This is a genomic window from Psychrosphaera sp. B3R10 (assembly GCF_018861025.1).
GTDB classification, from domain to species: domain Bacteria; phylum Pseudomonadota; class Gammaproteobacteria; order Enterobacterales; family Alteromonadaceae; genus Psychrosphaera; species Psychrosphaera algicola.
Map to the genome: position 1 here is coordinate 218,794 of NZ_JAHKQH010000009.1, position 25,067 is coordinate 243,860.

Genomic DNA, 25,067 nt, shown 5'->3' on the forward strand with positions numbered 1-25,067 from the left:
TTATTTTAGAAACTATGAGTAAGCGTTAATTTGGCGTTAATTGGTAATTCAGGAAAAACTAAAGTCGCCCCAAAATATCCACCTTCAAATACCGGACGCCAATTTTTCTGATTAGTCACATTATTAATATCGAAACGTAATTTAGTGGTTGGGGTAAACGCATAAATCGAATTTATATTTAGTGTGTATTGATCACGTATTTTAACGGTTCCTAGAAAGTCCAATGGATAGCTCTTGGTATATAGACCTGAGAAACCCGCTTTCCATTTTAAATTAATTGAATAATTGCCATTTAAGCTTAAAGATTGCTCTGGGATCCCCTGTACTTGTCTGTTTGACGCCGCAAATGCTGTATAGCTTGGTGCGCCAATGCTGTTACCTGCAATAATATCTGGTCTAGAATTATCAAATGCGTCGGCGATTTGGGCAGAGTCTTGAGCGCTACCTGAGTCGTCGTATCTTGCGTCTATATAGCTGTAACCAGCGCTAAACCAAAAAGGATAGGCATCGTAAAACACCTGAGACTCGAAACCTTCTGTGCGAATTCCGGTATTGCTGCCATCACGATTTCGTAAACTGCGACGCTGGCTGAACAAAGCGCCGTCAGCGTACCAGTCACTGTCGGCGGGTACATACTTTAAGCCAAACTCCGCTAAGGTATTTTCTGTTGCAAAGTTAAGTGGATTAATCGTGTTATCCGCTCCTAGTGTGCTTCCGCCGGCCATGCTGTTTGACGTTGCTTCGTTGTAGCTTGCCGCGCCATACAAAGTTAAATCACTGTCTAAGTTGTAATTAAAACTAATTTGGCCTGAATGAAGCGTATCGCTAATGCTGTCGCTTGCGGTAATTTGATTTGCCGGGGCAATTGGGTCCTCAGCGGTAACATCATAAAAGTCGACACGATACCCGAAACTTGTTCGCAATTTCTCGGTCCACTGTGAATCTTGCTGTATTGCAAGCCCGGTTTGCCATGAACGCGAATCCGTTGTATCCGACAAATTGAAGTCACCCGTACCGTCATTATTTACGTCATATTGACCACCAGGAGATACAAAAACCCCGGGTCTGAGCTCAACTAAGCGGGCCTTTTGTTCCTCTGTTAACGGTATTCTGCGGTTTGAAATTGGCCCGGTTAAGTCAATCGGTGAATCTGCTTCGGTGGTAAATTGGCTATAACCTAAGACATCGTTATATCGGATGTCGAAAGCAAAAATGGTTTGTTGTGTATCGTCCCATTGATATGTTATTTCAGTACGATTTTGCGCAGTGTCTGCCCCATCAATAATTTCAACAAAGCTATTTTGGGCGATTTCTTCACGTGCTAAATGTTGAAAATAACTGGTGTTTTTAAGCGACAAATGAGTTGTAAGCTCTCGTTTATAAATACTATGAATTAAATAGGTGCTGGCATTATTTAGATTAGCTGGGTCAGTCAGTACCTTGCTTCTATCTATTTTTACTTGTCCCGTAGGCGAGATAATAGAACCCGCTTTTGGAATGGTGCTGCCGTTTTCCTGAACTCCCTGCCCCGTGATGTATAAGCCATCATCAATTAGTGCTTGGGTTGGACGGTTAATCCCCGCATTGTCTGTAAATTCCACCTTGAAGTATTCAAAGTTAATATCCCAGCTGCTTTTATTGTCCGGTAATATTGATAGTGCAGCATAGAAGCTGTCACTTTGCGTGCTAGAAAAGTCATAAAAACTGCCGCTATCCACATGTTCAGCGCTAACTCTTAACCCGATTTTATCTTTTATAATAGGCGCTTGAAAATCGACTAGTGCCCGATATTGATCCCAACGACCGGCAGATAAACTCAACTTTCCTTTGGTATCATAAGTTGATGCTTTTTTTGAATGTAAATTAACAAAACCCCCATTACGCTGGCTAGAGCCAAATAACACCGGTGGCGCGCCTTTTACCACATCAATTTGTTCTACCGAATTAAACGACAGTGGAATACCAAAACCATTGTTGCCCGCTTGGCGGCGAATGCCATCTTGAAATAACTCTCCTAATTGACCTCGAATGGTCGGTAAACTTGGCGCTCCAAAGCCACTTGCCGAATACGTATTTGGGCTTACAGCCAACACATCTTGTAAGGTTGTAATGTTCAGTTGTTCAATGAGTTCACTTGAAATAGGCGTGACCGAGCGAGCGATGTCTTGTATTGCTAAATTATCACCAAAAGGGCCATTAACAGCCGTGTCCTTAACTGACAAGCCCTGCGTATTATCTTTTTGACTATAAATTTCAATTACTTCTACCGACTCATCTTTTGCAGCAGGTGCCGCATTGATGGCAAGTGGGGTATTTAAGATAAAGGCGATAGTTAAGGTCAAATTATGATGTTTCAAAAGTGCACTCTTTGTAGCTAGCTGTTGTGTAGATAACTATTAAGACCTAAACACGGACAAATAACTTTCAAGCGATTTATTTTGTTTCTAACTTTCAAAATAGAAAAATTTATTTGAAAGATAAAACCATAAGCACGGTCTTACTAAACCTAATGTTTAGAAATTTTAGTTTAGGAAGTTTTTGTTTTATGAGTAATTCAACGAATTTTGATATGAATAGTCGTTTGCAGTGGTCTTTGTTTTCGCTGCGCCTTGGGGTCTTTATCGTCATGATAATGTGGACGTTGGACAAATTTGTCAATCCAGGACACAGCGCACGTATTTTTGAACACTTTTACGGAATAAGTGGCTCCACTGATATGATTGCTTACATATTGGGCGCTATTCAAATGCTTTTAGTTGTAGCGTTTATGGCGGGCATTAAAAAGCGGATCACCTACGGCATTATTTTTGTCATGCACGGCATGTCGACCTTGTCATCGTATAATCAATATTTAGACGGTTTTAACAACTTGTTATTTTTTACCGCATGGCCAATGTGGGCGGCATGTTTCGCACTCTATTTGTTACGTGACCAAGACGTTAAATTTACAGTTAAGTAAACGGTTAAAGAAAGAAACTTTTTATGTCAGTAACATCTGAATCCTGTTAAATTCAACGTTACTGACCTTTCATGTTTACCTAATAGTTTGTCACTGTAATCGGCCTTTAAAGCACGTACATTATGCAATCAATTTAGTAAGCCTAAATGCAACCTAAGAGAACAACATGACACTTTCAATAAAATTAACCACGGGCAGTCCTTTTCCAGACGTTGACGCTAAGCTTATTGATGGCTCAACTGTTAATTTAAGTAAGGCACACGGAGGTGCTGACTGGCAAATGATAGTGGTATATAGAGGAAAGCACTGCCCTCTCTGTATCCGATATTTAAATCTTCTTGAAGAACATCAATCGGCATTAAAAGGCATCGGCGTTAGCGTTTCAGCAGTATCAGCGGATTCCAAAGATCAGCTAGTAGAAAACATGGAAAAGCTCAACATCACGTATCCAATTGCATACGGCTTAACAGAGCAACAAATGAAGCAACTTGGTCTTTATATTTCACAACCGCGAACAGAACAAGAGACGGACCATAACTATTCAGAACCGGCGTTATTTGTCATTAACGAATTAGGGAATTTACAAGCCGTTAATATTTCTAATACGCCATTTTTGCGCCCAGAACTAGACGTAGTTGTTAGAGGTTTAGCCTTCGTTCGTAACCAAGATAACTACCCAATTCGTGGCACTGTTGCCTATTAATCTTCAATACCTGGCCCCTTGTTCCTGTTAAAAGAATTAAGGGGTTTTGTTTGGATCAATTATGAGCATAGGTTGAGCGACGAGCATTGGTCTTGTTTTTCTAATTAACATTTCCTGATGGTGCCTATTACCAAATATTTGCTTCTGATATACGGCAACCCGCTTTGGTAATTTGCACTTCATTGGCCTGCGCGCGATGGCTGTACATAAACAAAAAATCCGTTGTACGTTCTGCTGATTGGTCTTCAAAAAGGGAGATGTTGGTTTCAGATGAATCTTCATATATCTGAGTATTTCCTAAAACTTCACTTTTAACTTCAGTGATCACGGCACAATCGACAAATGTTTTTATATAAGAGTCCCCCTCGTAATTTGACGTCACAATGTATTCGATATCTACAGTGCATGACTCAAGAAATTCGCCAAGGATACTATCTTCGCACTCTTGGTTTACGGCCGTCACTTCCACGCAAATATTTTGCTCGGCAATACCAAGGGGTTGGCATTTAGGTGTGTCGTCGATAACAAAAACATTTGTATCTGCATTGACATGACAATTGAACATCAAATTAAAAAAAACTGAGGTTAAAACAAGTGAAATGAGTCTCAAAATTCACGCCTTAATGTTTGTGGGTATAAAGCGAACTTGATGTACGTAAAATAAGAAGACAACTGATTTAGCTCGAAAATAAGACAAGGATGTACTCATCATAACAGTCCAATTGTTTACATATAATCCTTACAAGCACACCGATATTGATAGACAAGGTCGATACGCCAATAAACTTGGCGGCATAGAACTTTTTCTATTATCGGAAAATATCAAAACCAGTTTACAAAATAAAGACGATACTATTTAAATTTATGTCATTTGCTCCAGCTTTTTACCTTTTGTTTCCACCACAAACCATAAAACAAATAATATTGAGCTAAATGCAAACAAAGTATAAAAAGAAAATGTCGTCGCCAATCCAATACCTGTTAACAACAGTGGGAAGGTCATGGTAATAAAAAAGTTTGCCAACCACTGCGCTAAACCAGCAATAGCCAAGCCCGAACCTCGTATTTTATTGGGAAACATTTCCCCCAACATAACCCACATGATGGGGCCCCAGGAAAAGTTAAAAAAGAAAACATATAGGTGAACTTGCAGTAACGCGGTAAAACTCCAACTGCCTAGATCTAACTGACCATCGGCTCCAATTGTACCGTTGGCAAATGCCGTTGCGATACCAAATAACGAAAAGGTCATGCCCACTGAACCAATGAGTAAAAGCGGCTTTCGACCTATTTTGTCAATTAACATCAAAGCGATAAAGCAGGCGACAATGCTTATTGCGCCACTAATAATATTAATCAGTAGCGCATCCGATTCAGAAAACCCTACAGCCTGCCACAATACTGCGCCGTAATAAAAAACGACATTAACCCCTGCCAGTTGCTGTAAAACCGCAAGCCCAATCCCAATCCAAATAACCGCCTTAAGCTTGCTGCTATTTGGGTTAAATACGTCGGTTATTTTTATCGCTGAATTGTTATCAATTGATGTTCGAATATCTTGCCAAATTGCACTGGCTTTATTTTTACCAAACAATCGAACAAGGACATTCATGCCTTTTGTATGCTGATTAGTTATCGCTAAATAACGCGGACTTTCAGGGATAAGTAACAGACAGGCAAAAAACAAAAGTGCAGGTAAAAGCTCAATCCAAAACATCCAACGCCAAGTTTCAAAGCCCAGCCATAGTGGTTCGATTGAATTTCCAGATACTTCTACCAGCAAATAATTGCTTAAAAAAGAACAAAACAATCCGGCAATAATCGCCATTTGTTGAATTGACGACAACATTCCTCGAAATCGCACAGGGGCTATTTCACTAATATAGGCTGGCGCTAAGACTGAAGCCCCGCCAACGGCTAGCCCTCCTATTAACCGATAAACCACAAACTCCATTGACGATGTAGCAATGCCAGAGCCCCAGGCACTGACGATAAATAACACCGCCGACACCAGTAATACGCTTTTTCGGCCAAAGCTATCGGCGCTCAATCCAGCCCCAAAAGCACCAATTGCACAGCCTAATAGCATACTCGCAACGTTAAATCCGGTGCCTATGCTGTCAGAATGAAACGCAAATTTTAATCCATCAACCGTGCCATTTATCACGCCACTGTCGAAACCAAATAAAAACCCACCAATTGTTGCAACACATGCCACCAAAAAGATCTGAAACAAATTATCGCGATTGCCCGCTAACTCAGTTTTCAACATCGTTGTCGTTTTATTTTCTGCCGTATTACCTTTAACTGATGAGTTTGTCATTTTGTTGCGTTCCACCTATAGCGATTAAGGCAAGGATAGTTCGGTGGTCTGAAATCTATCTTGCGATATTTTAATGCCTTGCCCTGCCCCCACAGTTACCGCTAAGCGTCCCTGATACGGTTGAGCAAAACCGGCATCATCAATGTAGGTCAGTTTATTTTTAGGCACAGTAATGTTGACTTGTTGCGTTGAGTGTCCTGCAAGCCCTACCCGTTTGAAACTAACTAACTGTCGAATGGGGGTTTTAACCGGTGAATCAGGCATACTAAAATACACTTGTACCACTTCCTCCGTAGCTCTATCACTGGCGTTAGAAAGGGAAACACTAAGTTGCAATTCACCGCTTTGCTCATTCAATGTGTGGGTTAAATTTTTATATTTGACGTCTGCGTAACTTAAGCCGAAGCCAAACGGATACAACACATCCCCTTCGTAATACTTATAGGTCCGGTTCGCCATTGAATAATCGTTAAAAGCCGGCAAGTCGGTAACCGATTTATAAAACGTGATGGGCAGTTTGCCAGAAGGACTAAACTCGCCATACAACAAGCGAGTTAACGCAGTTCCTGTCGCTTCACCTGGATAAAATCCCTGAATTATCGCGTCAACATTTTGGTCCTGCCAATTGAGCGCAATGGCACTCCCACTCATATTAACAAAGACAATTGGCTTGCCTATTTGTTTCAGCTTTTTAAGTAATTTTTCCTGTGATTGTGGCAAATTAATGTGCGTTCTATCGCCGTGAGAAAAACCGTCAATGGCCAATGGCATTTCTTCACCTTCTAAATTAGCGCTGATGCCGCCGACAAAGACCACAACATCAGAGTCGCGAGCTGCGCTTAGTGCTTCTTCGGTCAAGTTACGTGAATGATCCAACCAGGATAAAGACGCACTTGGCTGAATAACATTGCTATGCCAGTAATGACTAATTTTGCTTTCGGCATTAAATTCGTAAGTTGTTCCCGCATTAAGTTTAACCACGCCATTAACGCTTCTGCCATCTATGGTAAATGCCAAGTTATGCGCTTTGAACTGATACTCAGCCGTTTTACTTGGTTTTAATTGCCCCCGCCATCGGACAGAAAACTCTTGTTCAATGGCGTTGTTGATTGGCGAGCGCTGCCAATTAAAGTCGATATTTTCAACAATTTGGCGCTTGGCTAACTGCCGATTAAAGTGGGGATCAGGATAATATTCGGCAATCAAACCAGATTGTTGAAGGCCACTATGATCGATATGAAAAAAATGTTCCGCAGGGATAGGTGTAAAATGAGTATACACTTCTCCCGTTAAGCTCGCCCCCGGTGTATATTTCACTTGTGCGGCGCCAAGCTTTTTCATTAGCGCTTGTTTTGGGGTAATAGGATTTACTGGCTGACCATAATAATTACCTAGAAGCACCATAAAGTTATCAGCATTTGGACCAATTAGAGCGATTTTTTCATTGCCTTTTAGTGGCAGTAAATTATCGTTTTTTAACAATACTAACGATTTTTCGGCCGCTTGCTGACTAAGTGACAGGTGGGTTTGTGAGCCCACTACATCTAGCGGTATCGTTGAATATGGCACATTATTTTTTGCGTCAAACATACCTAGTTTAAATCGAGCTTCAAACAGACGTTTAACGGCGACATCAATCTCAGTCTCGTCAATTAGTCCGCTATTTACCGCTTCCGTTAAATAACTAAATGTATTGCCGTGATGGTCGCCACAGTTTAAATCTGTCCCTGCCTTAACCGCCATAGCAGCTGCGGCCGCTTCTGTTTTAACCACATTATGAGATTTTCTATCATAAAAGTCCGCGATTGCTCCGCAGTCTGAAACAATATATCCGGTAAAATTAAACTCAGTGCGTAGCTTGTTTTGAATAAGTTCGTTGTTACCACAAGCCGGTGTGCCGTTTACACTGTTATATGCACACATAACCGACGCAACGTTTGTTTCTGATATTACGTCCCTAAACGCAGACAAATAAGTTTCAGACAAATCTTTCGGTGTTGCAGCATAGTCATCACTATGGCGAGTGACTTCAGGGCCACTGTGCACGGCATAGTGTTTTAAGGTTGCCACTGACTTTAAATATTTGTCGTCATCACCCTGTAAACCGTTCACAAAATTGATTGCGATGCGCGTGGTAAGGTATGGGTCTTCACCGTAAGTTTCCTGGCCTCTGCCCCAACGTGGATCTCTAAAAATATTGATGTTTGGCGACCAATAAGTCAGTCCGGTATACATAGAGCGGTTATTCTCAGCTAAAAACGCATGGTGTTTTGCACGCCCTTCATCAGAAATTGCAGTTCCTACTTTAAGCATTAAGTCTTCGTCAAAAGTCGCTGCTAAACCAATGGCTTGGGGAAATACCGTTGCAGTTCCAGCACGAGCAACGCCATGCAAAGCTTCATTCCACCATTTATAGGCAGGGACTTGTAAACGTTCAATTGCGGGTGCTTTGTCAAATAACTGCCCGACTTTTTCCTCAAGTGTCATCTGACTGACTAAGTCGTTGACTCGTTGTTCAACTGAAAGATTTTCATCTTGGAACGCAAATGTTGGCTTTCCTGTACTTGCCTGAACTTCACTTTTTGCCAACCAGTCTGTTGCTGAACAACTCAGCAATATCGTGCTTGTTAAAGAAGCTAATATTAGTGTTTTTTTTATTTTCATTTTTTGGTAACCGCTGCTCTGTATGTTGATTAATTAAGCAGAGCAAAGTTTACCAACTCATCCTTAATCGATTCGACCAAGTGCATGTCAACTTCACCATTTGAACGTTCAACTTTCCACAAGTGAGAATAATTGAACTATATCAGCCAAATTTAGAGACAAATTAATTTCATCTCTACAAAATCGCCTCACCCCTTTAATTACAAGGGTTAGAAAAAGAATTCATGTTGAATTATTAAAATTGAACGTTCAAATTTCAGTTCTCTCATCTAGTTAGACGACATTCGACGCCTTGTTCTCTAAAAACGAATATGAAAATTAAAAAATAGTTAGGTGAGCTTTCAACACAACAAGCCATAACTTATAAAAAGCGACGTATTAGCTTCAGCAACTAATACCAGCAGAAACAAACAATACAACGGGGAAATAATGAAAAAAACTATCAAAGAAAATAGGACTATTAATCAACGTCCTAACTTTAAGCTCTCAATAATTAGTTCAGCAATTTTGAGCCTCCCAATGGCGACGTCACTATGGGCTGCGGAACCAGAAGATACAGCTAAAACCGGTGACATCGAAGTTATTGAAGTCCGAGGAACTCGCTCTAACTTAATCGATGCACAAAATATGAAACGCGAAGGCGAAACCGTATTAGATGCTATTTCAGCAAAAGATATCGGCTCTTTGCCTGACCGTAGCGTATTGGAAGCGATAGTACGTTTACCGGGTGTTTCTATCGAACGTTTTGCCGGAGCCAATGACCCTGATCACTACGGTGTGGAAGGCAGTGGTGTAGTGGTTCGTGGGCTTACCCATACCCGCAGTGAGTTTAATGGCCGAGATACATTTACCGCGGACTCGGGACGAGGTTTGAGCTTTCAAGATGTACCGCCTGAGTTGATGGGAGGCGTAGAGCTATATAAAAACCAATCTGCTGATATGATTGAAGGTGGTATTGCTGGAACCGTAAACTTGATCACTCGTAAACCATTTGACTCCGATGAACGTGTTTTAGCGTTTACCGTAGATGCCACACACAGTGATTTTATTGACGAGACAACGCCGTCGTTTTCAGGTTTATACAGCGAGAACTTTGATATAAGTAATGGTCGAATTGGGGTGTTATTTAACTATTCTAATTCTGAACTAAAAGCACAATCTGACGGTACGCAAATTGGCCGCTACGAATTACAGAATCAACTCGTTGATGGGCAGCAAGTTATGGTGCCTCGCACAACTCGCCTCACTCGTAAGCAAGATGACCGTAAACGTGAAGGGTTTGCAAGTACAGTACAATGGGAGAATGAAGACCGCACAATTCTTGCAACCGCGCAGTTTATTCGTTCTGACTCATCACTAGCATGGACTGAAAACGCAATTGAAATGGCAGACGACGCCGTTATCAATGACTTAATTCCAGCCGCGGGCACCTCTTTTGAAGTGACCGACCAAGGCTTATTTGAATCGGGTCTAATTACCTCAACAGCGGGATGGCGCGGAAACGACGCCGAACGACAACCTGGTGGCGAATTTGGTGCGCAACATGCCATGATCACTCGTCAACGAAATCAAGATTCGCTTGTTGATGATTTTGGTTTTAACATTCGCTACCGCCCGAATGATACTTGGGCATTTAACCTTGATCTTCAGTATGTAAACTCAACATCTGAAATTTTAGATTTTTCAGTAATGGGTGCAAGCAGAGCCGTCGTTGGAATTGCTCAACACGGCGATGAACATCCAGATATTTCTATTATCAATCCCGCTAATAACGGTGAGACGGGGTATTTTACTAACCCGCACAACTATTTTTGGCGTAGTGCAATGGACCACATCTCAGACAATGAGGGTAACGAATTAGCCTTTGCAACTGACGCGCAATATACGTTGGACGAAGGGTTTTTCACCTCTTTAAAAGTAGGTGTTCGACACGCTAAGCGCGAGCAAATCACTCGCCAATCCACTTACAACTGGGGTTGGTTATCTGAAGCTTGGGCTGGCAATGGCAGTGCTTGGTTTGACGCTGAGGGCGATGAATTAGGTGCAAGCTTAAACAATCAATACGAGCAGATTTCGTTTGACAACTTTGCCCGCGGCGGTGTTTTAAATTCAGCAGGCGAAGAAGCGTTTCTATTCCCTAAAGTCTCTTTAGCAACCGATTACACGAATGCTGAAAGTGCTTTTGCTAGCTTAACCCCAGGCTGGAGTGCATTGGGTAGTCGTGATGGCGCCGAAGGCCACTTTATTCCAAATGAAATAAATGACACTGTTGAAACCAGTAATGCCATTTATGTCAAAGCAAATTTTGAGGGTGAAATCGGCGATATTGATTTCAGCGGTAACCTTGGTTTTAGATATGTAAAAATTGAAAACGATACAAAAGGGTTTATTACGTTCCCTGATTCCGTAGGCGATCCGGCTCAGCCAACCACTGACCCAGATCACTTTTTACCAGCTGATCAAGCTGCGTTTGGTGACGCGGGTTCTGTAGAACAAACTGCATCGAGCTCGTATTCAAATGTTTTACCTAGCGTAAACGTCAAGTTTAACTTAACTGATGAATTGTTGCTTCGCTTTGGTTTTTCTGAAGCCATTGCCTTACCAGATTTAGGTAACCTGCGAAACTACGTAGCCATTACCGCTGAAGATCAGGTCATCACCTATACTGGTGATGGCGACGACAGAGAAATCACAAATGCACGATATTCACGTTATACCGCTAAATCTGGCAATCCATTCTTAAAACCAATGGAGTCTTACAGTTATGATTTAGCATTAGAGTGGTATTTTGCCGAAGGCGTGGGATCGTTAACAACCTCTTTATTCTACAAAGATCTGAGCAATTATTTTATTAATGGCTCAGTTGACCGTGAATACACCAACAACGGCTCAACGCAAATAGTGCAAGTAGACGGGGCGACAAATGGTGATGAAGGTTCGATAAAAGGGGCGGAGATAGCGTATCAGCAATTTTTCGACTTTTTACCCGGGGCGTTTAGTGGCTTAGGTATTCAATTCAACTACACTTATATCGATGAAGAGGGTTCACCAAACCCAGGCTTATCCCCGGATAAACCTAACTCTGAAGAAGGTGAAGGCATAGCGTTTGACAACCTTCCATTAGAGGGTCTATCCCAAGACAACTTCAATCTCGTTGGTATGTATGAAAAATACGGTGTTAACGCACGTATTGCGTACAACTGGCGCTCAGATTATTTGTTAACGACCAAAGATGTTATCACTCAGTTGCCTATATATAACAAAGCCGGTGGACAAGTTGACGCTTCGATATTTTATGATGTCAGTGAAAACATAAAAGTCGGCCTTCAAGGCAGCAACTTAACCAATGAAGTTGCACATACAACAATGCAAATAGACAACGACGGCAACCAAGCCTCACGTTCATGGTTTGTAAGTGACCGCCGGTTTAGCCTAGTTGTTAAAGGTAATTTTTAAAACCGAGTGTTTTAATTTGTCGTGAGACCTAATGATTTATTAGGTCGAATCGGTAATTAAATTGGAGCAAAAGCTGCCGCCATTTATGGTTGGCAGCTTTTTACTTGAGGTAAACGTAATGAGTTACACGACGAATCCCAACACCGTTAAGTCTATCGTAATTGTCGGTGGTGGTTCAGCCGGATGGATGACCGCTTCGGCGCTGGCTAAAGTGTTAGGCCCCGAACTATGTGACATCACTCTTATTGAATCAGACCAAATTGGTACTGTTTCTGTAGGCGAAGCGACTATCCCACAGGTACAGTTATTTAATCGAATTTTAGACATCGATGAAAAAGAATTTTTAGACTTCACCAATGCGACATTTAAACTCGGTATTGAATTTGTTGATTGGCAAAAAAAAGGCCACGCCTATTTTCACCCTTTTGGTACATACGGCACCAATATTGACGCTCTACCCTTTCATCATTATTGGTTGAAGATGCAACAACTTGGTAAGGCGAGTGACCTCTCGCAATACTCACTCACGGCGGTTGCCGCGTATCAAAATAAATTTATGCATCCGCAGCAACAAAAAAACTCACCGTTAGCGGGCATTAACTATGCCTATCATTTTGACGCGACGTTATATGCAAAATTTTTGTCCAGTTATGCAACAAAGCGCGGCGTGACTAAGCTAAACGGCAAAGTGATGGACGTTGGCTTAAATGCCGATAACGGTAATATTCAGACCTTATTTCTTGAAGACGGCCAGCAGATAACTGGCGATTTGTTTATCGATTGTTCTGGTTTTAAAGGGATATTAATTGAACAAGCTCTAAAAACCGGATTTGACGATTGGAGTCATTACCTACCGTGTAACCGAGCAGCTGCAGTGCCTTGCCATACAATAACAGCTCAAAACATTACACCTTATACTAAATCAACCGCCCAAAGTGTGGGCTGGACTTGGCGTATTCCGCTGCAAAACAGAATTGGCAATGGTTATGTCTATTCAAGTGACTTTATCGACGATAACGCCGCTCAGGAGGTATTATTACAACAACTGGAATCCTCACCCATCGCTGATATTAATATGTTGCGCTGGACGACTGGAATGCGCAAAAAAAGCTGGAACAAAAACTGTATTGCGATTGGCCTTGCCGCTGGTTTTGTCGAACCACTCGAGTCAACTGGGTTGCATTTAATTCAATCAGCTATTGCCAAATTAATGACCTTGTTCCCGTACAAAAATATCAATCAATGCGACATTGATTTGTTTAACCAACAAACAGAAAAGGAATACCTTCGAATTAGGGATTTTATTGTATTGCATTACAAAGCGACTGAACGCGATGACTCTGATTTCTGGCGCTATTGCCAAGCTATGCCGATACCATCAACGTTGCAGCAAAAAATAGAAATGTATAAAGAAACTGGCCGGATATTTCGTCAAGATGATGAGCTGTTTAATGAAACGTCGTGGCTTGCGGTTATGCAGGGTCAGGGGATAAAAGCCAATAATTATCATCCACTAGTCGACAGGCTATCTGATGTTGAAATTCAACGACGACTGCAAAATATTGAGTCAGTAATTGCAAATTCAGCCAACCTTATGCCAGATCACCACGCTTATATCCAACAAATGCTGTCATAACAAAACAGCTAAAAAGTTTTTAAATAGGAACCCTACTGTATTGCTGTAGGGTTACATCAATCTAACTCTCGTCTTGATTTTGCGATTGCCAATAATCTTTTCTAAATTGTGTTGGCGTCACGCCCACCAGCTTTTTGAAAAACGTATTAAACGTTGCTTTACTGTTAAAACCCGCTAAATCCATAATGTCTAACATGGTCATTTTTTTGTTTTGTGCGGTTGTAAGTAATGACTTACTTTCTTCAATCCGATACAAATTAATAAACTCAAAAAAGTTTTTCTCAAAGTGACGATTGATAATCGACGACAAGTGACGGGATGAGATATCCAATTGATTGGCTAGATTTTCGAGCGTGAGCAAGTGATTCAAATACGGTTTTTGTTCCAGCATGTAGCGCTCTATTTGGGCAATTTGTTCCGCATCAAATGGCGTTAAATTTTCATCGTGTTTTTCATTGACGAGCTCGGTATCTATGCCTTTAAAAATTGAAGAATAGCCCGCACTAAAAAATATCAGGCCGGTGATCAAAAACATCACAACATAATTTGAAGTAAGGCCAAGGGTTTCATGGTCGACTAAAATGCCAATTTCGTATGAAAAGATAATCGCTAACGCTACAAAGATAGCGTCTATTCTTATCACTAAAAAGCCGACAACAAGGACTTTTAACCAGGTTAGATCTACATCTTCTAAAAATGCGACTTCATTTTTTATTTGATTTTGGTAGCGATGTAATTCAATTAAACATAAAACACCAAAGCCAAACCGTAAACTTTCTCGAATAATATGTAGCACCCTGTCGACAGATGGCGTTTCCTCAATGCTATTGCCAAGCAATGCCGCCAGTTTGACTTGATCATCAAGCATCAACCAAGTGTTCGCAAAATATATGGCAAAAAGCACAAACGGCGCGAAGTACAATAAGTCCATTTTTGCCAGTTTATAATCGCGATAAATTAATGATCTGATATAGAGTAAAAGTAAGGGGGCTTCAAGCCAATAGGCTAATCCAAAGGTGAAAAATAAATTTGGCGAATATTCCAAGGCAACAAGTCGAAATGCTTCGCCAAAGTTAATCAAATTATCGAGTGGAATTGCCGCTTGCGTTAATAAAAAAGCAGCGAGTAAATAGTTACTTAGTTTCTTGCCCTTTTTTAAAGTCACGAGGAAAAGCGCAAAAAGTATACATATATACATAGTGAAGATTAATACCAAATCGTGCGTATTAAAGATGACCGATTTCATTAATTGCCTTTACCTTTTGGAAAAATAGTACATTTGGTCTCTAAGAGAGAATATTTCAATACGGTAAATTTATTCACCTATCATAATTAATCACGATGCTAAATATTGCTTTTTATGGTTCAAATAAACACTTTTGCATAAAGTTGTACGGCCAAAGACTATAGTTGAACGACTTTTTCTCAGTATTTTATAAAATAACCGAGTCGATTAAAGTCTGCCACAGTAAATTAGAATAAAAAATCATTCTCAGACAATGACGTTTATTAAAACGTTTTGCAACTAACCTGTAGTTGCAAAGTGTGCAATTGAATAAAAATTGAACCCGGGGAAAAAATGAATATTAATAAAATATTAGCAATTACGTTGCTAGCCAGTTTGACTGTCGCATGTGGCAGTTCGAATGGCGATAAATCTGAACCGCCAACAACACAAAATGAACTTCCAGAAGAACAACAGGAAACCACCGTAGAACAAATCCAACTCAACCAAGTCGGCTTTTTACCGAATGAAAACAAAGTTGCAGTTGTACCTAATGTTTCGAGTAGTTCATTTGCCTTAGTTTCAAAGGATACTGGCACCGTTGTATTTGAAGGAACCTTATCCACAGCCGCAAGTTGGCAAGTTGCCGGCGATACGCAGTTTAAGATTGCAGACTTTTCACCATTTAAAACTGAAGGTCAGTATTTCATAAGAGTCGCTGGTGTAGATGAATCTCACAACTTTGATATTGGTTCAACAGTATTTGACCCTTTACATGACGCGGCTTTGAAATCTTATTATTTTAACCGTTCGGGTACAGCTATCGAAGCCCCTTATAGTCAACAATGGACCCGTGCCGCTGGGCATTCAGATGAGCAGGTTAAAGTTCACGCTTCTGCCGCCAGCACAGAGCGCCCGGAGTTAACGGTTATTTCCTCCCCTAAAGGCTGGTATGACGCGGGTGATTACGGCAAATACGTCGTTAATTCGGGCATTACCACATACACTTTATTGGCTGCATACGAGCACTTTCCTGATTTTTACGACAACCGCGCGATTAATATCCCAGAAACAGATGACCTAATACCAGATATTCTAAATGAAACTCTTTGGAACATAGATTGGCTTGCGACAATGCAAGACCCTGACGGTGGTGTGTACCATAAGCTCACTACGTTAAATTGGCCTGGTCAAGAAATGCCAGACGAGGATAAAAGAGACCGCTATGTGATAGGTAAATCCACCGCCGCAACACTAAATTTTGCCGCTGTTTTAGCAATGTCGAATCGCGTGTATCAACCATTTGACACTGCAATGTCAGGTAAACGTGAGCAATGGTTGGCCGCCGCCGAATCAGCTTGGAGTTGGGCTGTAGCGCATCCAATGGAAATCTATCAACAACCCGCGGATGTCAGTAGTGGCGAATATGGTGATTCGTTTTTTAATGATGAATTTGCCTGGGCTGCTGCAGAGTTATTTATAACCACAAAAAACATCGATTACTTTAATCATTACCTTAAGTATCGCAGCGATGTCGCCGTGCCGTCATGGTCTTACGTGGCTTATTTAGCCACAAGTACTTTACTATTTCAGGGTGAAGACATTATCGACCCGGTGAAATATGCCGAGATTAAAGCGGATCAGCTTACTTTAGCCGACAAGCTTGTTGGTCAATACCAAGACAGCAGCTATAAAGTACCTATGATAGCGTCTGACTTTGTTTGGGGCAGCAATTCAGTGGCGTTAAACAAAGCATTGATCCTGATGCAGGCACATAAACTGACAGACGACCAAACGTATCGGGAAGTGGCCATAAACATTCTTGACTACGTATTAGGACGTAACCCGACGGACTACTCTTTTGTGACTGGATTTGGTTCAAAAAGTCCTATGTTTCCACACCATCGTATTTCAGACAGCGACGGCATTGCAGAACCTATTCCGGGTATGGTTGCAGGTGGTCCACACAGCGGGAGACAAGATGGCTGTAATTACCTCTATACCGAACCGGCTCGCACTTACATCGATGACTGGTGTAGCTTCGCGACCAATGAAATTGCCATTAACTGGAACGCACCACTAGTTTATGTGCTGGCTGCCTTATTAGCGGAATAGGTAAAAAGCTTAAAGCGAATTATGGACTGCCTCTGCGTATTACCCGTCATCTCAAAATCGCTTAGGCTGACTAATTTTACAAGCTACGGGGATGACGTTTTTTCCGACCTGTGGGGTCAGAGTCGCTGATTTTATTATTTCCTCTGCACTCGGTTGGAGATCCCTAATATCGCTGTGGCTGACTAATTTTACAAGCTACGGGGATGACGTTTTTTCTGTTTAATTGGAATGACGGTTTTTCTTTAAAACAACGTGTTATTACATAAAGTTCAGGTGACTTTTTCCTTCGTCTAAATCCCCTTAGTTGAGATTTATATCTCGAAGTGAACGGCAGGGACGCCGTTGCAAGGAATGTATTCACGGACGAATTTACATTCCGTCTTCGACGATAATATAAATCTTAAATAAGGATTAGGGATTTGGTCGAAAGCGGCCTTTTTGCCTACTTTTTGGGCTGTTGCAAAAAGTAAGGTCGACGCAGTCGAAATAGCCGCCTGCAAGGCAAAGAAAGGCACAGCCTACAAGGCGAACTATGGACTTCCTCTGCATTCGGTTGGAGGTCCCTAATATCGCTGTGGCTGACTAATTTTACAAGCTACGGGGATGACGTTTTTTGTTCTGAACAATTTGAGCCAATTTAAGGCGAACTATGGACTTCCTCTGCACTCGGTTGTAGACCTGCGGGGTCAGAGTCGCTGATTTTATTATTTCCTCTGCACTCGGTTGGAGATCCCTAATATCGCATAGGCTCTTTTGGGATGACGTTTTTTGTTCTGAACATATGCGCTAATTTAAAGCTCAGGTTAACTTCCTCTGCACTCGGTTGGAGGTCCCTAATATCGCCTAGGCTCTTTTGGGATGACGTTTTTTATTCTGAACATATGCGCTAATTTAAGGCGAACTATGGACGTCCTCTGCACTCGGTTGGAGGTCCCTAATATCGCTGTGGCTCTTTTGGGATGACGTTTTTTTCTGTTTAATTAGAATGATGGTATTTCTGTGTATTTGGGAGGGCGGTATTCACTAAAATAACCTGTTATCACACCTAAAATTCAGGCTACATTTTACCTCCATTCAATATTCCTGAAATTAAATCAGTTTTCTAAAGTGGGAGACAGGACGTCGAGTAAGGGATGTTTTCATGGACGAAATTACATCCCGTCTTTTAGACAAAACTGAATTTAATGTAAGACAAGAATATTGGCTGGATGCGGCTCTTTTGGTTACTTTTCTAGCTGTTGAGAAAAGTGACTCGCCTTTAGGCGAAAAGCCGCCCGCAGGGCATAACCCACGTAGTATGAAGGCAGCCTGCAAGGCAAAGAAAGGCACAGCCTACAAGGCGAACTAACGTTACAAGCTACGGGGATGACGGCGTTCTGCCAATTGACGCGACGTATTTTGCCCTCATTATTATTGCTTTCTTACAAATTGAGCATATAAAAAAACGGAGTACGTCGACTCCGTTTATGATGTTTCCAATTTAATTCAAACAGACTTAATTTAACTTGGTTTATAACATTTTGGTTTTTGCGTACTGCTATCAAACATAGGTTTAGTAACTGCTAAATGTTCAGTTAGCTTATCGATACGTGTTTCATTAGATGGATGCGTTGATAAAAACTCCATTGGAGCAGAGTCGCTTAATTTTGCCATGTTATGCCAAAGATCAACTGCCGCTTCTGGTCTAAAACCAGACTTAGCCATAAGCTCTTGACCTATGATGTCAGCTTCTTTTTCGTGAGTACGACCATAAGGCATTAATATGCCGTATTGTAGCCCCATACCTAATGCGGCTTGCGAATACTTCTGTACTTGTTCATCTTGACCACCTAATAATACGCCGGCCAATTGTTGTACGCCTGAGGCCGCTTGATTTGAAGACAACCGCTCATTTGAATGCTCTGCAATTACATGCCCTACTTCATGACCCATGATTGCAGCTAATTGATCCTGATTTTCGGTAACATCGAGGATGCCTGTATAAACACCAATTTTACCGCCCGGCAGTGCAAATGCATTAATTTGTGGAGAGTCAAATAATACAACTTCCCAATCGCCGCTGTGTGCTTCTTTACTCACATTTGGTGTGATTTCGTCCGCCACACACTGCACAAAATTGATTAATGCTTGATTAGTGCTAATTGGGATTTCTTGTTTCATTTGTTCAAATGATTCAGTTCCCATGGTAGCAAGTTTGTCTTTTGACACGAATGCCAATTGATTGCGTCCCGTTGGAGACGTTGAGCAAGCAGAAACAGCCGACATCAAAATAACTAAAGAAACTAACTTTTTATTCATTGATACATCCCAGAAAAATTACAATTGCACTAATCTTGGTTAGCTAGACCGCCTTAATAGCGGATAAAACAACTAACTCAAATTTACTTTAAAATAGTTTATGAGATCCTATCCCATACGCCTAGTTATTTATCACTTTTTACTTTAATTGGTAAGTTGATATATATTTCTACGCCGTCGCCTAGACGACTATTTAATACGATATCGCCACCCAATTTTTGGGTCACAAGATTATAACTAATATGCATACCTAGACCGGTATTACCTTTGTTTCTATTCGTGGTAAAAAACGGTTCAAATACCTTTTCCCAGTTAGCCTCGTCAATTCCAATGCCCGAGTCTTTATAAATAAGGATAATGGAGTCTTGCGAATTGTAAGACGCTGATAATACAATCGAGCCCTTTTTCATGCCTTTAAAGCCATGGGTAAGTGAGTTAGTAATAAAATTGACTAAAACCTGAGACAACAAGCCAGGATAACTCGTCATTTTTATATCATTAGGGACATCGGCACTAATCGAAAACTCAGTATTTTTGAACTTTGGCCTCAATGTCGCTACGGTATCATCGACTAAATCTTTGAGATTAAACTCGCGTATTTGTTCACTCGACTGGTCAACAGAAACTTGTTTAAAGCTATTAACTAACTCGCCTGCCCTCGATAAGTTGCGTTGCGCTAACAAAAGTCCCGTCATGGTTTCTTCACCCAATTTAGAAAATTTGGTGTGTGATAAACTTTTGTTTTTTGCTCTTTCTAATAACTCACCCATCGACTTTTCGGAGTATGACAATGACGTAATTGCAACTCCTAAAGGCGTATTAATTTCATGCGCAACTCCTGCAACCATATTCCCCAAGCTGGCCATTTTTTCCGATTCAACAAGCTTTTCCTGCATCGACTTTAATTGAAACAATGTTTGTGTAATTTCTTTGTTCGCTTCAACTAGTTCAAAGGTTCTTTCTTTTACTTTTTCTTCTAATTCATCATTAGCTAATGTTAAGGCTTCCTCTGCGCGCTTTAATTCATCAATGTTTTTATTTGCCCCGGAAATTAACGTTGGTCGACCGGTGACAGGGTCTCGTTCACTTACGGTTCCTTTACCTAGCACCCAAAACCATTTACCAGCTTTATCTTTCAACCGATAAGTGACCTCAAAAGAATCAATACTTTCAAAAATGCTGGCAGTTAGGGCTTTACGCACCTGTCCGGCATCATCAGGGTGAATGTGGGCTTCGAAGTCGTCGCCGCTTTGCATTTCTCTATATTCTGCCGAACCTAGCGAGTTTCGTCGGTGCAAGGTATTTTCTCTTACATTAAAATTCCAAAACTCATCACCACTCCCCCACAAAGCCAATGACAATTCTTGCTCTTTTTTACTGATCTGTTGAAAAGTTTTTTGTTCAAATTGACGCTTACGCCGAACTAAAATTAGTACCAAACTCAATATAAATAAAGCAGTGGTAAGATAAATAAAATAAGCGAATGGCGAAGCCCAAGGAGCTGGAGATATGTCAAATTGTAGTGCCTTAGGTTCACTCCAATTAACCCCGTCAATCGACGCTTGGACAGAAAAAATGTATGTACCAGGATCTAGATTAGTGTAAGTTGCCAGTCGCCTTTTATGGTCTGTTATCGTCCAATTTTGATCAAATGGTTGTAGCTGATATTTGTACTTAACTTTTAACGGTGTCTGAAAGTTTATCGCACCAAAACCAATGCTAAATGCGTTTTGAAAATAATCTAACGCAACTCGCTTTGACTTCTCTAGGGACTTGCTCAATAGCTTCGACTCGTCGCCAACGACTACCTTTTTACCAAACAGGTATAAGTCGGACAAATAAACCTCGGGGGCATTTCCAATACTTGGTATTTTTGAAGTATCAAGTTTGGCTACCCCACCCACCCCTCCGGCATAAATAAATTGATCATTTTGAAATAGTGAGTTGGAGTTAAATTCATTATTTGGGAGGCCATCCTCAATACTAAACACTCGTAAATCGTTACCACTTGGCTCAAGTCGAATGATCCCTGAATCTGTGGTTAACCAAATAAAACCATCTCTATCCTGCACGATGCCATAGATGGTTTGGTGAGTAAGGTAAGGAACATGGGTAAAGTGATCTATTTTGTTAGCGGAAATATCTAATAAAGACAATCCATTTGTAGTCCCAACATAGAGGTTGTTTTCATCAGTGGTCATTAAACTTACCACTAAATTTCCAGGTAAAAAAGGGGCTGTTTCGCTTTTGCCAAAGTGCTTTTCGACGGTCTTTTGGCTGATATTAAATAAAAACAAACCACTATCAAATGACCCTAACCACACCAATTCGTCAGTAACTTTTAAAGACGTTTGAAACCGGTTTGTTATCCAACTAGGGTCGGTCACCGTTTTGGTTGAAAACTGATCCAGCTTTTTATCTGTTTTATCAAAAGTAAATACGCCATTGCTTCTTGTTGTAAAGAGCAGAGTGTCGGCATTTAATTCAATAATATCCGTTATAAAAAGCTTGAGATCAGATGTTTGGCTCTCAAACATTTTTGTTTTTGCATTAAACTTAGCTAGTGGCCCATTTCGATAACCTACCCATACATCATCACCACTATCAATTTCAATTACTGAAATTTGGCTGCTTATGCCATCGTGTATCATGCCTAACGGATAGTAAGTCGTGATGTTGTTGTTCCAATCTAACTTTGCAATACCTTCGTTACTGCCTTGCCAAACGTCACCCGCACTATCGATATCAATTGCCGCCACACTTGTGCCTATGGTACTCAACGAATTGCCTTCGGAACCGCTATCCGTGACGGCTTCAATCCAAGATGAATTTCGAGCTTGCAAAAATAATCCGTCGTTTTGCGTTCCTAACCAAATCTGTTGACTGGAGTCGACAAAGAAAGAAAGCACTTGATTGACATCAAAATTTGCCTGAACGATTTTTGGGTAACTACCGTCTTTCAACGGCGATTCAATCTGAAACAATGCATTGCCAGTCGTCACCCATAAAACCGAGTTTATGTCTAAATACGCAGCCATAACAGACGGTAATATATCTTTGAATAACAACTCAGTTCTATCCGGCTTTACTGCAACCAAGCCGTAGTTGGTGGCTACCACTAGATTTGTTTCATCGATAACTTCAAAGCCATAAATCGTTTGGTTGTTAGCGACGTTAAATAATAGTTTTGGGACTGACTTTGAATCGCCCATAAACTCAATCCTATTTTCTTCTAGGACAACGTAAATACCGCCTTCTGATACTTTTATCGATGTGACATTTTGATTGTTGTAGCCACTTGGAATTAATTTTTTAGTTGCAACTTCAACCCGAAATAAGCCATTCGTCATTGCTACCCAAATCTCACCGCTTGGTGACAAGACAATATCCTGTACTGCGCCAAAGTGAATGTTGGGCTCAATAGGTATAAACTGATTTTTCTCAAAGGAATAAAGGTGTAAGCCACTTGCTGTTCCAACCCAAAGATCGCCATTGTGACTAACAAGCAAGTTTCGAATGTAATCGCTTTGTAAGCCTAAAGCGCTTTTTGTCACATTTTGATGAAATATTTCGAATTCGTATCCGTCAAATCTATGAATGCCATTTTGAGTTCCAATCCACATCATACCGGAACGATCTTCAGTAATTGCGGTTATGGCATTTTGCGCTAAGCCATCACTTTTGGTGTAATTTCGCAGTTGCCATGATAACTCTCCCGCCTTTAAACATAAGGATGCAAAGCAAATTAAGATTGTTAATACGACCACGTAATTTGTTTTATTTTGAGTCTTGCTCAAGCAACCAACTCCAACGGATTTTAGAATAGCTAATTATTAGTGTAGACAAGCTTTTGAACTTTCACTAAAAAGTTTACACCGCTTCATTAATTATCAAAAAAAACTTTGCTTAATAAGGTTTCAAAATTAATTACTGTGGCCTAAGGTTAATTTAACTAACAACAGGTACATGCAAATGGAAAATAGTGAATCTGGTTTAGCAAATGATTTAAATTTAAAGAGACTTCTAGAACACGCACATATAGGCGTTGTTATTCACGCTTGGGATACCTCTGTTGTGTATGCTAACCCAACAGCCTTGCGCCTAATGCGACTGTCCTATGAACAAATAATCGGTAAAACAGCCTATGATCCGGAGTGGCACTTTGTTGACGAAGCTGGAAAAATCATTAGCGTTGACGACTACCCCGTTAATAAAGTCAAAAATCAAAACACTCGCCTAGAAAATGAAATTATCGGAGCAATTGACAGCGCTCAACCAGATATTAGTTGGTTTTTGGTCAATGCCTACATGGAAAATAGCGGCAACCCTGAAACGAGTTTTATCGTTGTCACTTTTAATGACATTACCGAATCTAAACAGCTTTTTTCGTTCAGAGATATTGTTGAAAATACTCAAGATATTGTAATCGTTACCGAAGCAAATCCGATTGACAGCCCTGTTGGCCCCAACATTGTTTATGTTAATAAAGCGTTTGAACAACTTACTGGTTATTCACAAGATGAAGTCATCGGTGAAACACCCCGAATGTTACAAGGCGCATTAACAGACAAACAATCTACTCAACGTATTCACGACGCACTGGCTAAACAAGAGGCTGTGACAGAAACCTTACTAAATTATGATAGTTCTGGACGTCCATATTGGCTCGAAATAAACATCATGCCGCTTACTAACAAATATGGTGAAGTCACTCACTTCGCGGCGATAGAACGTGATGTATCAGAGCGTAAGTTTCATTTAGAACAACTCAAAACAAAAAATGAGGATCTCAAAGCGCTCAAAGTTACTTTAGAGAAACGAGTGGAAGAACGAACAAATGAATTAATGACGGCTAAGATCACTCTGGAGCAAATCGCATTTATTGACCAACTCACCAATATTCCAAATCGACGATACTTTATCGATCAAGCAACTAAAGTCATTTACTCAGCACAGCGACAAGCGCTTCCGGTTGCGTTTGGCTTTATCGATGTAGACAATTTCAAAAAAATTAATGATAGTCATGGACATAGTGTTGGTGACGAAGTGCTTAAAGCTGTTGCGAGTTGTTTTGCCAATACTTTTAGAAAGGAAGACGCGTTCTGCCGCTATGGCGGTGAGGAATTTGCTTTTGCCGTCATCGTTAAAGAAAATGAAGATACGGAAAACTTAGCAAACCGGCTGTTAGCAGCTGTTAGAAATACCAAAGTGACCATCGAGAATGTCGAAATTTACTTTACAATTAGTCTTGGCATAAAAATCAACCAAGCTACGAGTACGACGGATTTTGAATTGGAACTCAAAGACGCCGATGAAGCTATGTATCAAGCAAAAAAAGAAGGTAAGGATAAATACGTTATCGTCGGGAATTAGACTTGGCCTGCTGTGTAAGCCACTATAAACAGCCAGTAAAACGCCCTACCGGTGACAGTTCCGGCAACTTGTTTACTTTAGCCATCTCTAACCCTTACTGTTCCGAAATAATCCCGCTGCATAAATTTCAGCCATAAAAAAAGGCCACCTAAGTGACCTTCTTTGAATTTAAACTCTCTCTAAAGAGACTTTAAATTACGCAATGATTGACGCTACAACACCAGCACCAACAGTACGTCCGCCTTCACGGATTGCGAAACGTAGACCTTCGTCCATCGCGATTGGTGCGATTAACTCAACAACCATCTTGATGTT

Annotated in this window: 14 protein-coding genes and 1 pseudogene; 7 read left to right on the top strand and 8 right to left on the bottom strand. The window is 40.8% G+C overall.

Annotated features, from left to right (window positions below):
- Positions 1 to 5: 5 nt before the first annotated feature.
- Positions 6 to 2,357: a TonB-dependent siderophore receptor gene (locus tag KO525_RS04630; RefSeq protein ID WP_215962611.1), complete on the bottom strand. Its 2,352-nt coding sequence runs from the start codon at positions 2,355 to 2,357 to the stop codon at positions 6 to 8.
- A gap of 188 nt (positions 2,358 to 2,545) precedes the next feature.
- On the opposite strand from KO525_RS04630, the gene KO525_RS04635 reads away from it, so the two are divergent.
- Both KO525_RS04635 and KO525_RS04640 read left to right on the top strand, forming a co-directional pair.
- Positions 2,546 to 2,959, top strand: coding sequence for a hypothetical protein (locus KO525_RS04635; RefSeq protein WP_215962612.1), 414 nt, complete (start codon positions 2,546 to 2,548; stop codon positions 2,957 to 2,959).
- A 166-nt stretch (positions 2,960 to 3,125) separates the two neighbouring features.
- Complete coding sequence (locus KO525_RS04640) at positions 3,126 to 3,662, top strand: redoxin domain-containing protein (RefSeq protein ID WP_215962613.1); 537 nt, start codon at positions 3,126 to 3,128, stop codon at positions 3,660 to 3,662.
- Between the two features lie 127 nt (positions 3,663 to 3,789).
- On the opposite strand, the gene KO525_RS04645 is transcribed toward KO525_RS04640, so the two are convergent.
- The 3 genes from KO525_RS04645 to KO525_RS04655 form a co-directional block, all read right to left on the bottom strand.
- Positions 3,790 to 4,272, bottom strand: a complete 483-nt coding sequence (locus KO525_RS04645) for a hypothetical protein (protein WP_215962614.1) — start codon at positions 4,270 to 4,272, stop codon at positions 3,790 to 3,792.
- Positions 4,273 to 4,524: 252 nt separating this feature from the next.
- Positions 4,525 to 5,934 (bottom strand): sugar porter family MFS transporter, encoded by a 1,410-nt coding sequence (locus tag KO525_RS04650; RefSeq protein WP_252736802.1) that lies wholly within the window; start codon positions 5,932 to 5,934, stop codon positions 4,525 to 4,527.
- 75 nt (positions 5,935 to 6,009) lie between these two features.
- Positions 6,010 to 8,649: a glycoside hydrolase family 3 C-terminal domain-containing protein gene (locus KO525_RS04655; protein WP_215962616.1), complete on the bottom strand. Its 2,640-nt coding sequence runs from the start codon at positions 8,647 to 8,649 to the stop codon at positions 6,010 to 6,012.
- Positions 8,650 to 9,078: 429 nt separating this feature from the next.
- Here KO525_RS04655 and KO525_RS04660 point away from each other — a divergent pair, with 429 nt between their 5' ends.
- Entirely contained in the window at positions 9,079 to 12,105 is a 3,027-nt protein-coding gene (locus KO525_RS04660) for a TonB-dependent receptor (RefSeq protein WP_215962617.1), read from the top strand.
- Positions 12,106 to 12,223: 118 nt separating this feature from the next.
- Positions 12,224 to 13,741, top strand: coding sequence for a tryptophan halogenase family protein (locus KO525_RS04665; RefSeq protein ID WP_215962618.1), 1,518 nt, complete (start codon positions 12,224 to 12,226; stop codon positions 13,739 to 13,741).
- A gap of 61 nt (positions 13,742 to 13,802) precedes the next feature.
- Here the strand turns inward: KO525_RS04665 and KO525_RS04670 are convergent, their stop codons facing one another.
- Positions 13,803 to 14,906 carry a helix-turn-helix domain-containing protein gene (locus KO525_RS04670; RefSeq protein WP_371744371.1) on the bottom strand — a complete coding sequence of 368 codons (1,104 nt, stop codon included), beginning with the start codon at positions 14,904 to 14,906 and terminating at the stop codon, positions 13,803 to 13,805.
- Positions 14,907 to 15,320: 414 nt separating this feature from the next.
- Between KO525_RS04670 and KO525_RS04675 the strand changes: the two genes are divergently transcribed.
- On the top strand, positions 15,321 to 17,081 hold the full coding sequence (locus KO525_RS04675) for a glycoside hydrolase family 9 protein (RefSeq protein WP_215962620.1): 1,761 nt from the start codon (positions 15,321 to 15,323) through the stop codon (positions 17,079 to 17,081).
- Positions 17,082 to 18,222: 1,141 nt separating this feature from the next.
- Positions 18,223 to 18,429: a hypothetical protein gene (locus KO525_RS04680; protein WP_215962621.1), complete on the top strand. Its 207-nt coding sequence runs from the start codon at positions 18,223 to 18,225 to the stop codon at positions 18,427 to 18,429.
- A gap of 152 nt (positions 18,430 to 18,581) precedes the next feature.
- Here KO525_RS04680 and KO525_RS04685 read toward each other — a convergent pair whose 3' ends face one another.
- On the bottom strand, positions 18,582 to 19,379 hold the full coding sequence (locus KO525_RS04685) for a M48 family metallopeptidase (protein ID WP_215962622.1): 798 nt from the start codon (positions 19,377 to 19,379) through the stop codon (positions 18,582 to 18,584).
- Positions 19,380 to 19,504: 125 nt separating this feature from the next.
- Positions 19,505 to 23,176, bottom strand: coding sequence for an ATP-binding protein (locus tag KO525_RS04690; RefSeq protein ID WP_215962623.1), 3,672 nt, complete (start codon positions 23,174 to 23,176; stop codon positions 19,505 to 19,507).
- A 175-nt stretch (positions 23,177 to 23,351) separates the two neighbouring features.
- Here KO525_RS04690 and KO525_RS04695 point away from each other — a divergent pair, with 175 nt between their 5' ends.
- Positions 23,352 to 24,752 (top strand): diguanylate cyclase, encoded by a 1,401-nt coding sequence (locus tag KO525_RS04695; RefSeq protein ID WP_215962624.1) that lies wholly within the window; start codon positions 23,352 to 23,354, stop codon positions 24,750 to 24,752.
- Between the two features lie 195 nt (positions 24,753 to 24,947).
- Here the strand turns inward: KO525_RS04695 and KO525_RS04700 are convergent.
- Positions 24,948 to 25,067: pseudogene (locus KO525_RS04700) on the bottom strand (elongation factor Tu); the annotation flags it as partial.

What these genes read in the sequence shown, in the direction of transcription:
- KO525_RS04635 (WP_215962612.1), top strand. Translation starts at nt 2,546, where the DNA reads ATGAGTAATTCAACGAATTTTGATATGAATAGTCGTTTGCAGTGGTCT.
- KO525_RS04640 (WP_215962613.1), top strand. Translation starts at nt 3,126, where the DNA reads ATGACACTTTCAATAAAATTAACCACGGGCAGTCCTTTTCCAGACGTT.
- KO525_RS04650 (WP_252736802.1), bottom strand. Translation starts at nt 5,934, where the DNA reads ATGTTGAAAACTGAGTTAGCGGGCAATCGCGATAATTTGTTTCAGATC.
- KO525_RS04655 (WP_215962616.1), bottom strand. Translation starts at nt 8,649, where the DNA reads ATGAAAATAAAAAAAACACTAATATTAGCTTCTTTAACAAGCACGATA.
- KO525_RS04660 (WP_215962617.1), top strand. Translation starts at nt 9,079, where the DNA reads ATGAAAAAAACTATCAAAGAAAATAGGACTATTAATCAACGTCCTAAC.
- KO525_RS04665 (WP_215962618.1), top strand. Translation starts at nt 12,224, where the DNA reads ATGAGTTACACGACGAATCCCAACACCGTTAAGTCTATCGTAATTGTC.
- KO525_RS04675 (WP_215962620.1), top strand. Translation starts at nt 15,321, where the DNA reads ATGAATATTAATAAAATATTAGCAATTACGTTGCTAGCCAGTTTGACT.
- KO525_RS04680 (WP_215962621.1), top strand. Translation starts at nt 18,223, where the DNA reads ATGGACGAAATTACATCCCGTCTTTTAGACAAAACTGAATTTAATGTA.
- KO525_RS04685 (WP_215962622.1), bottom strand. Translation starts at nt 19,379, where the DNA reads ATGAATAAAAAGTTAGTTTCTTTAGTTATTTTGATGTCGGCTGTTTCT.
- KO525_RS04695 (WP_215962624.1), top strand. Translation starts at nt 23,352, where the DNA reads ATGGAAAATAGTGAATCTGGTTTAGCAAATGATTTAAATTTAAAGAGA.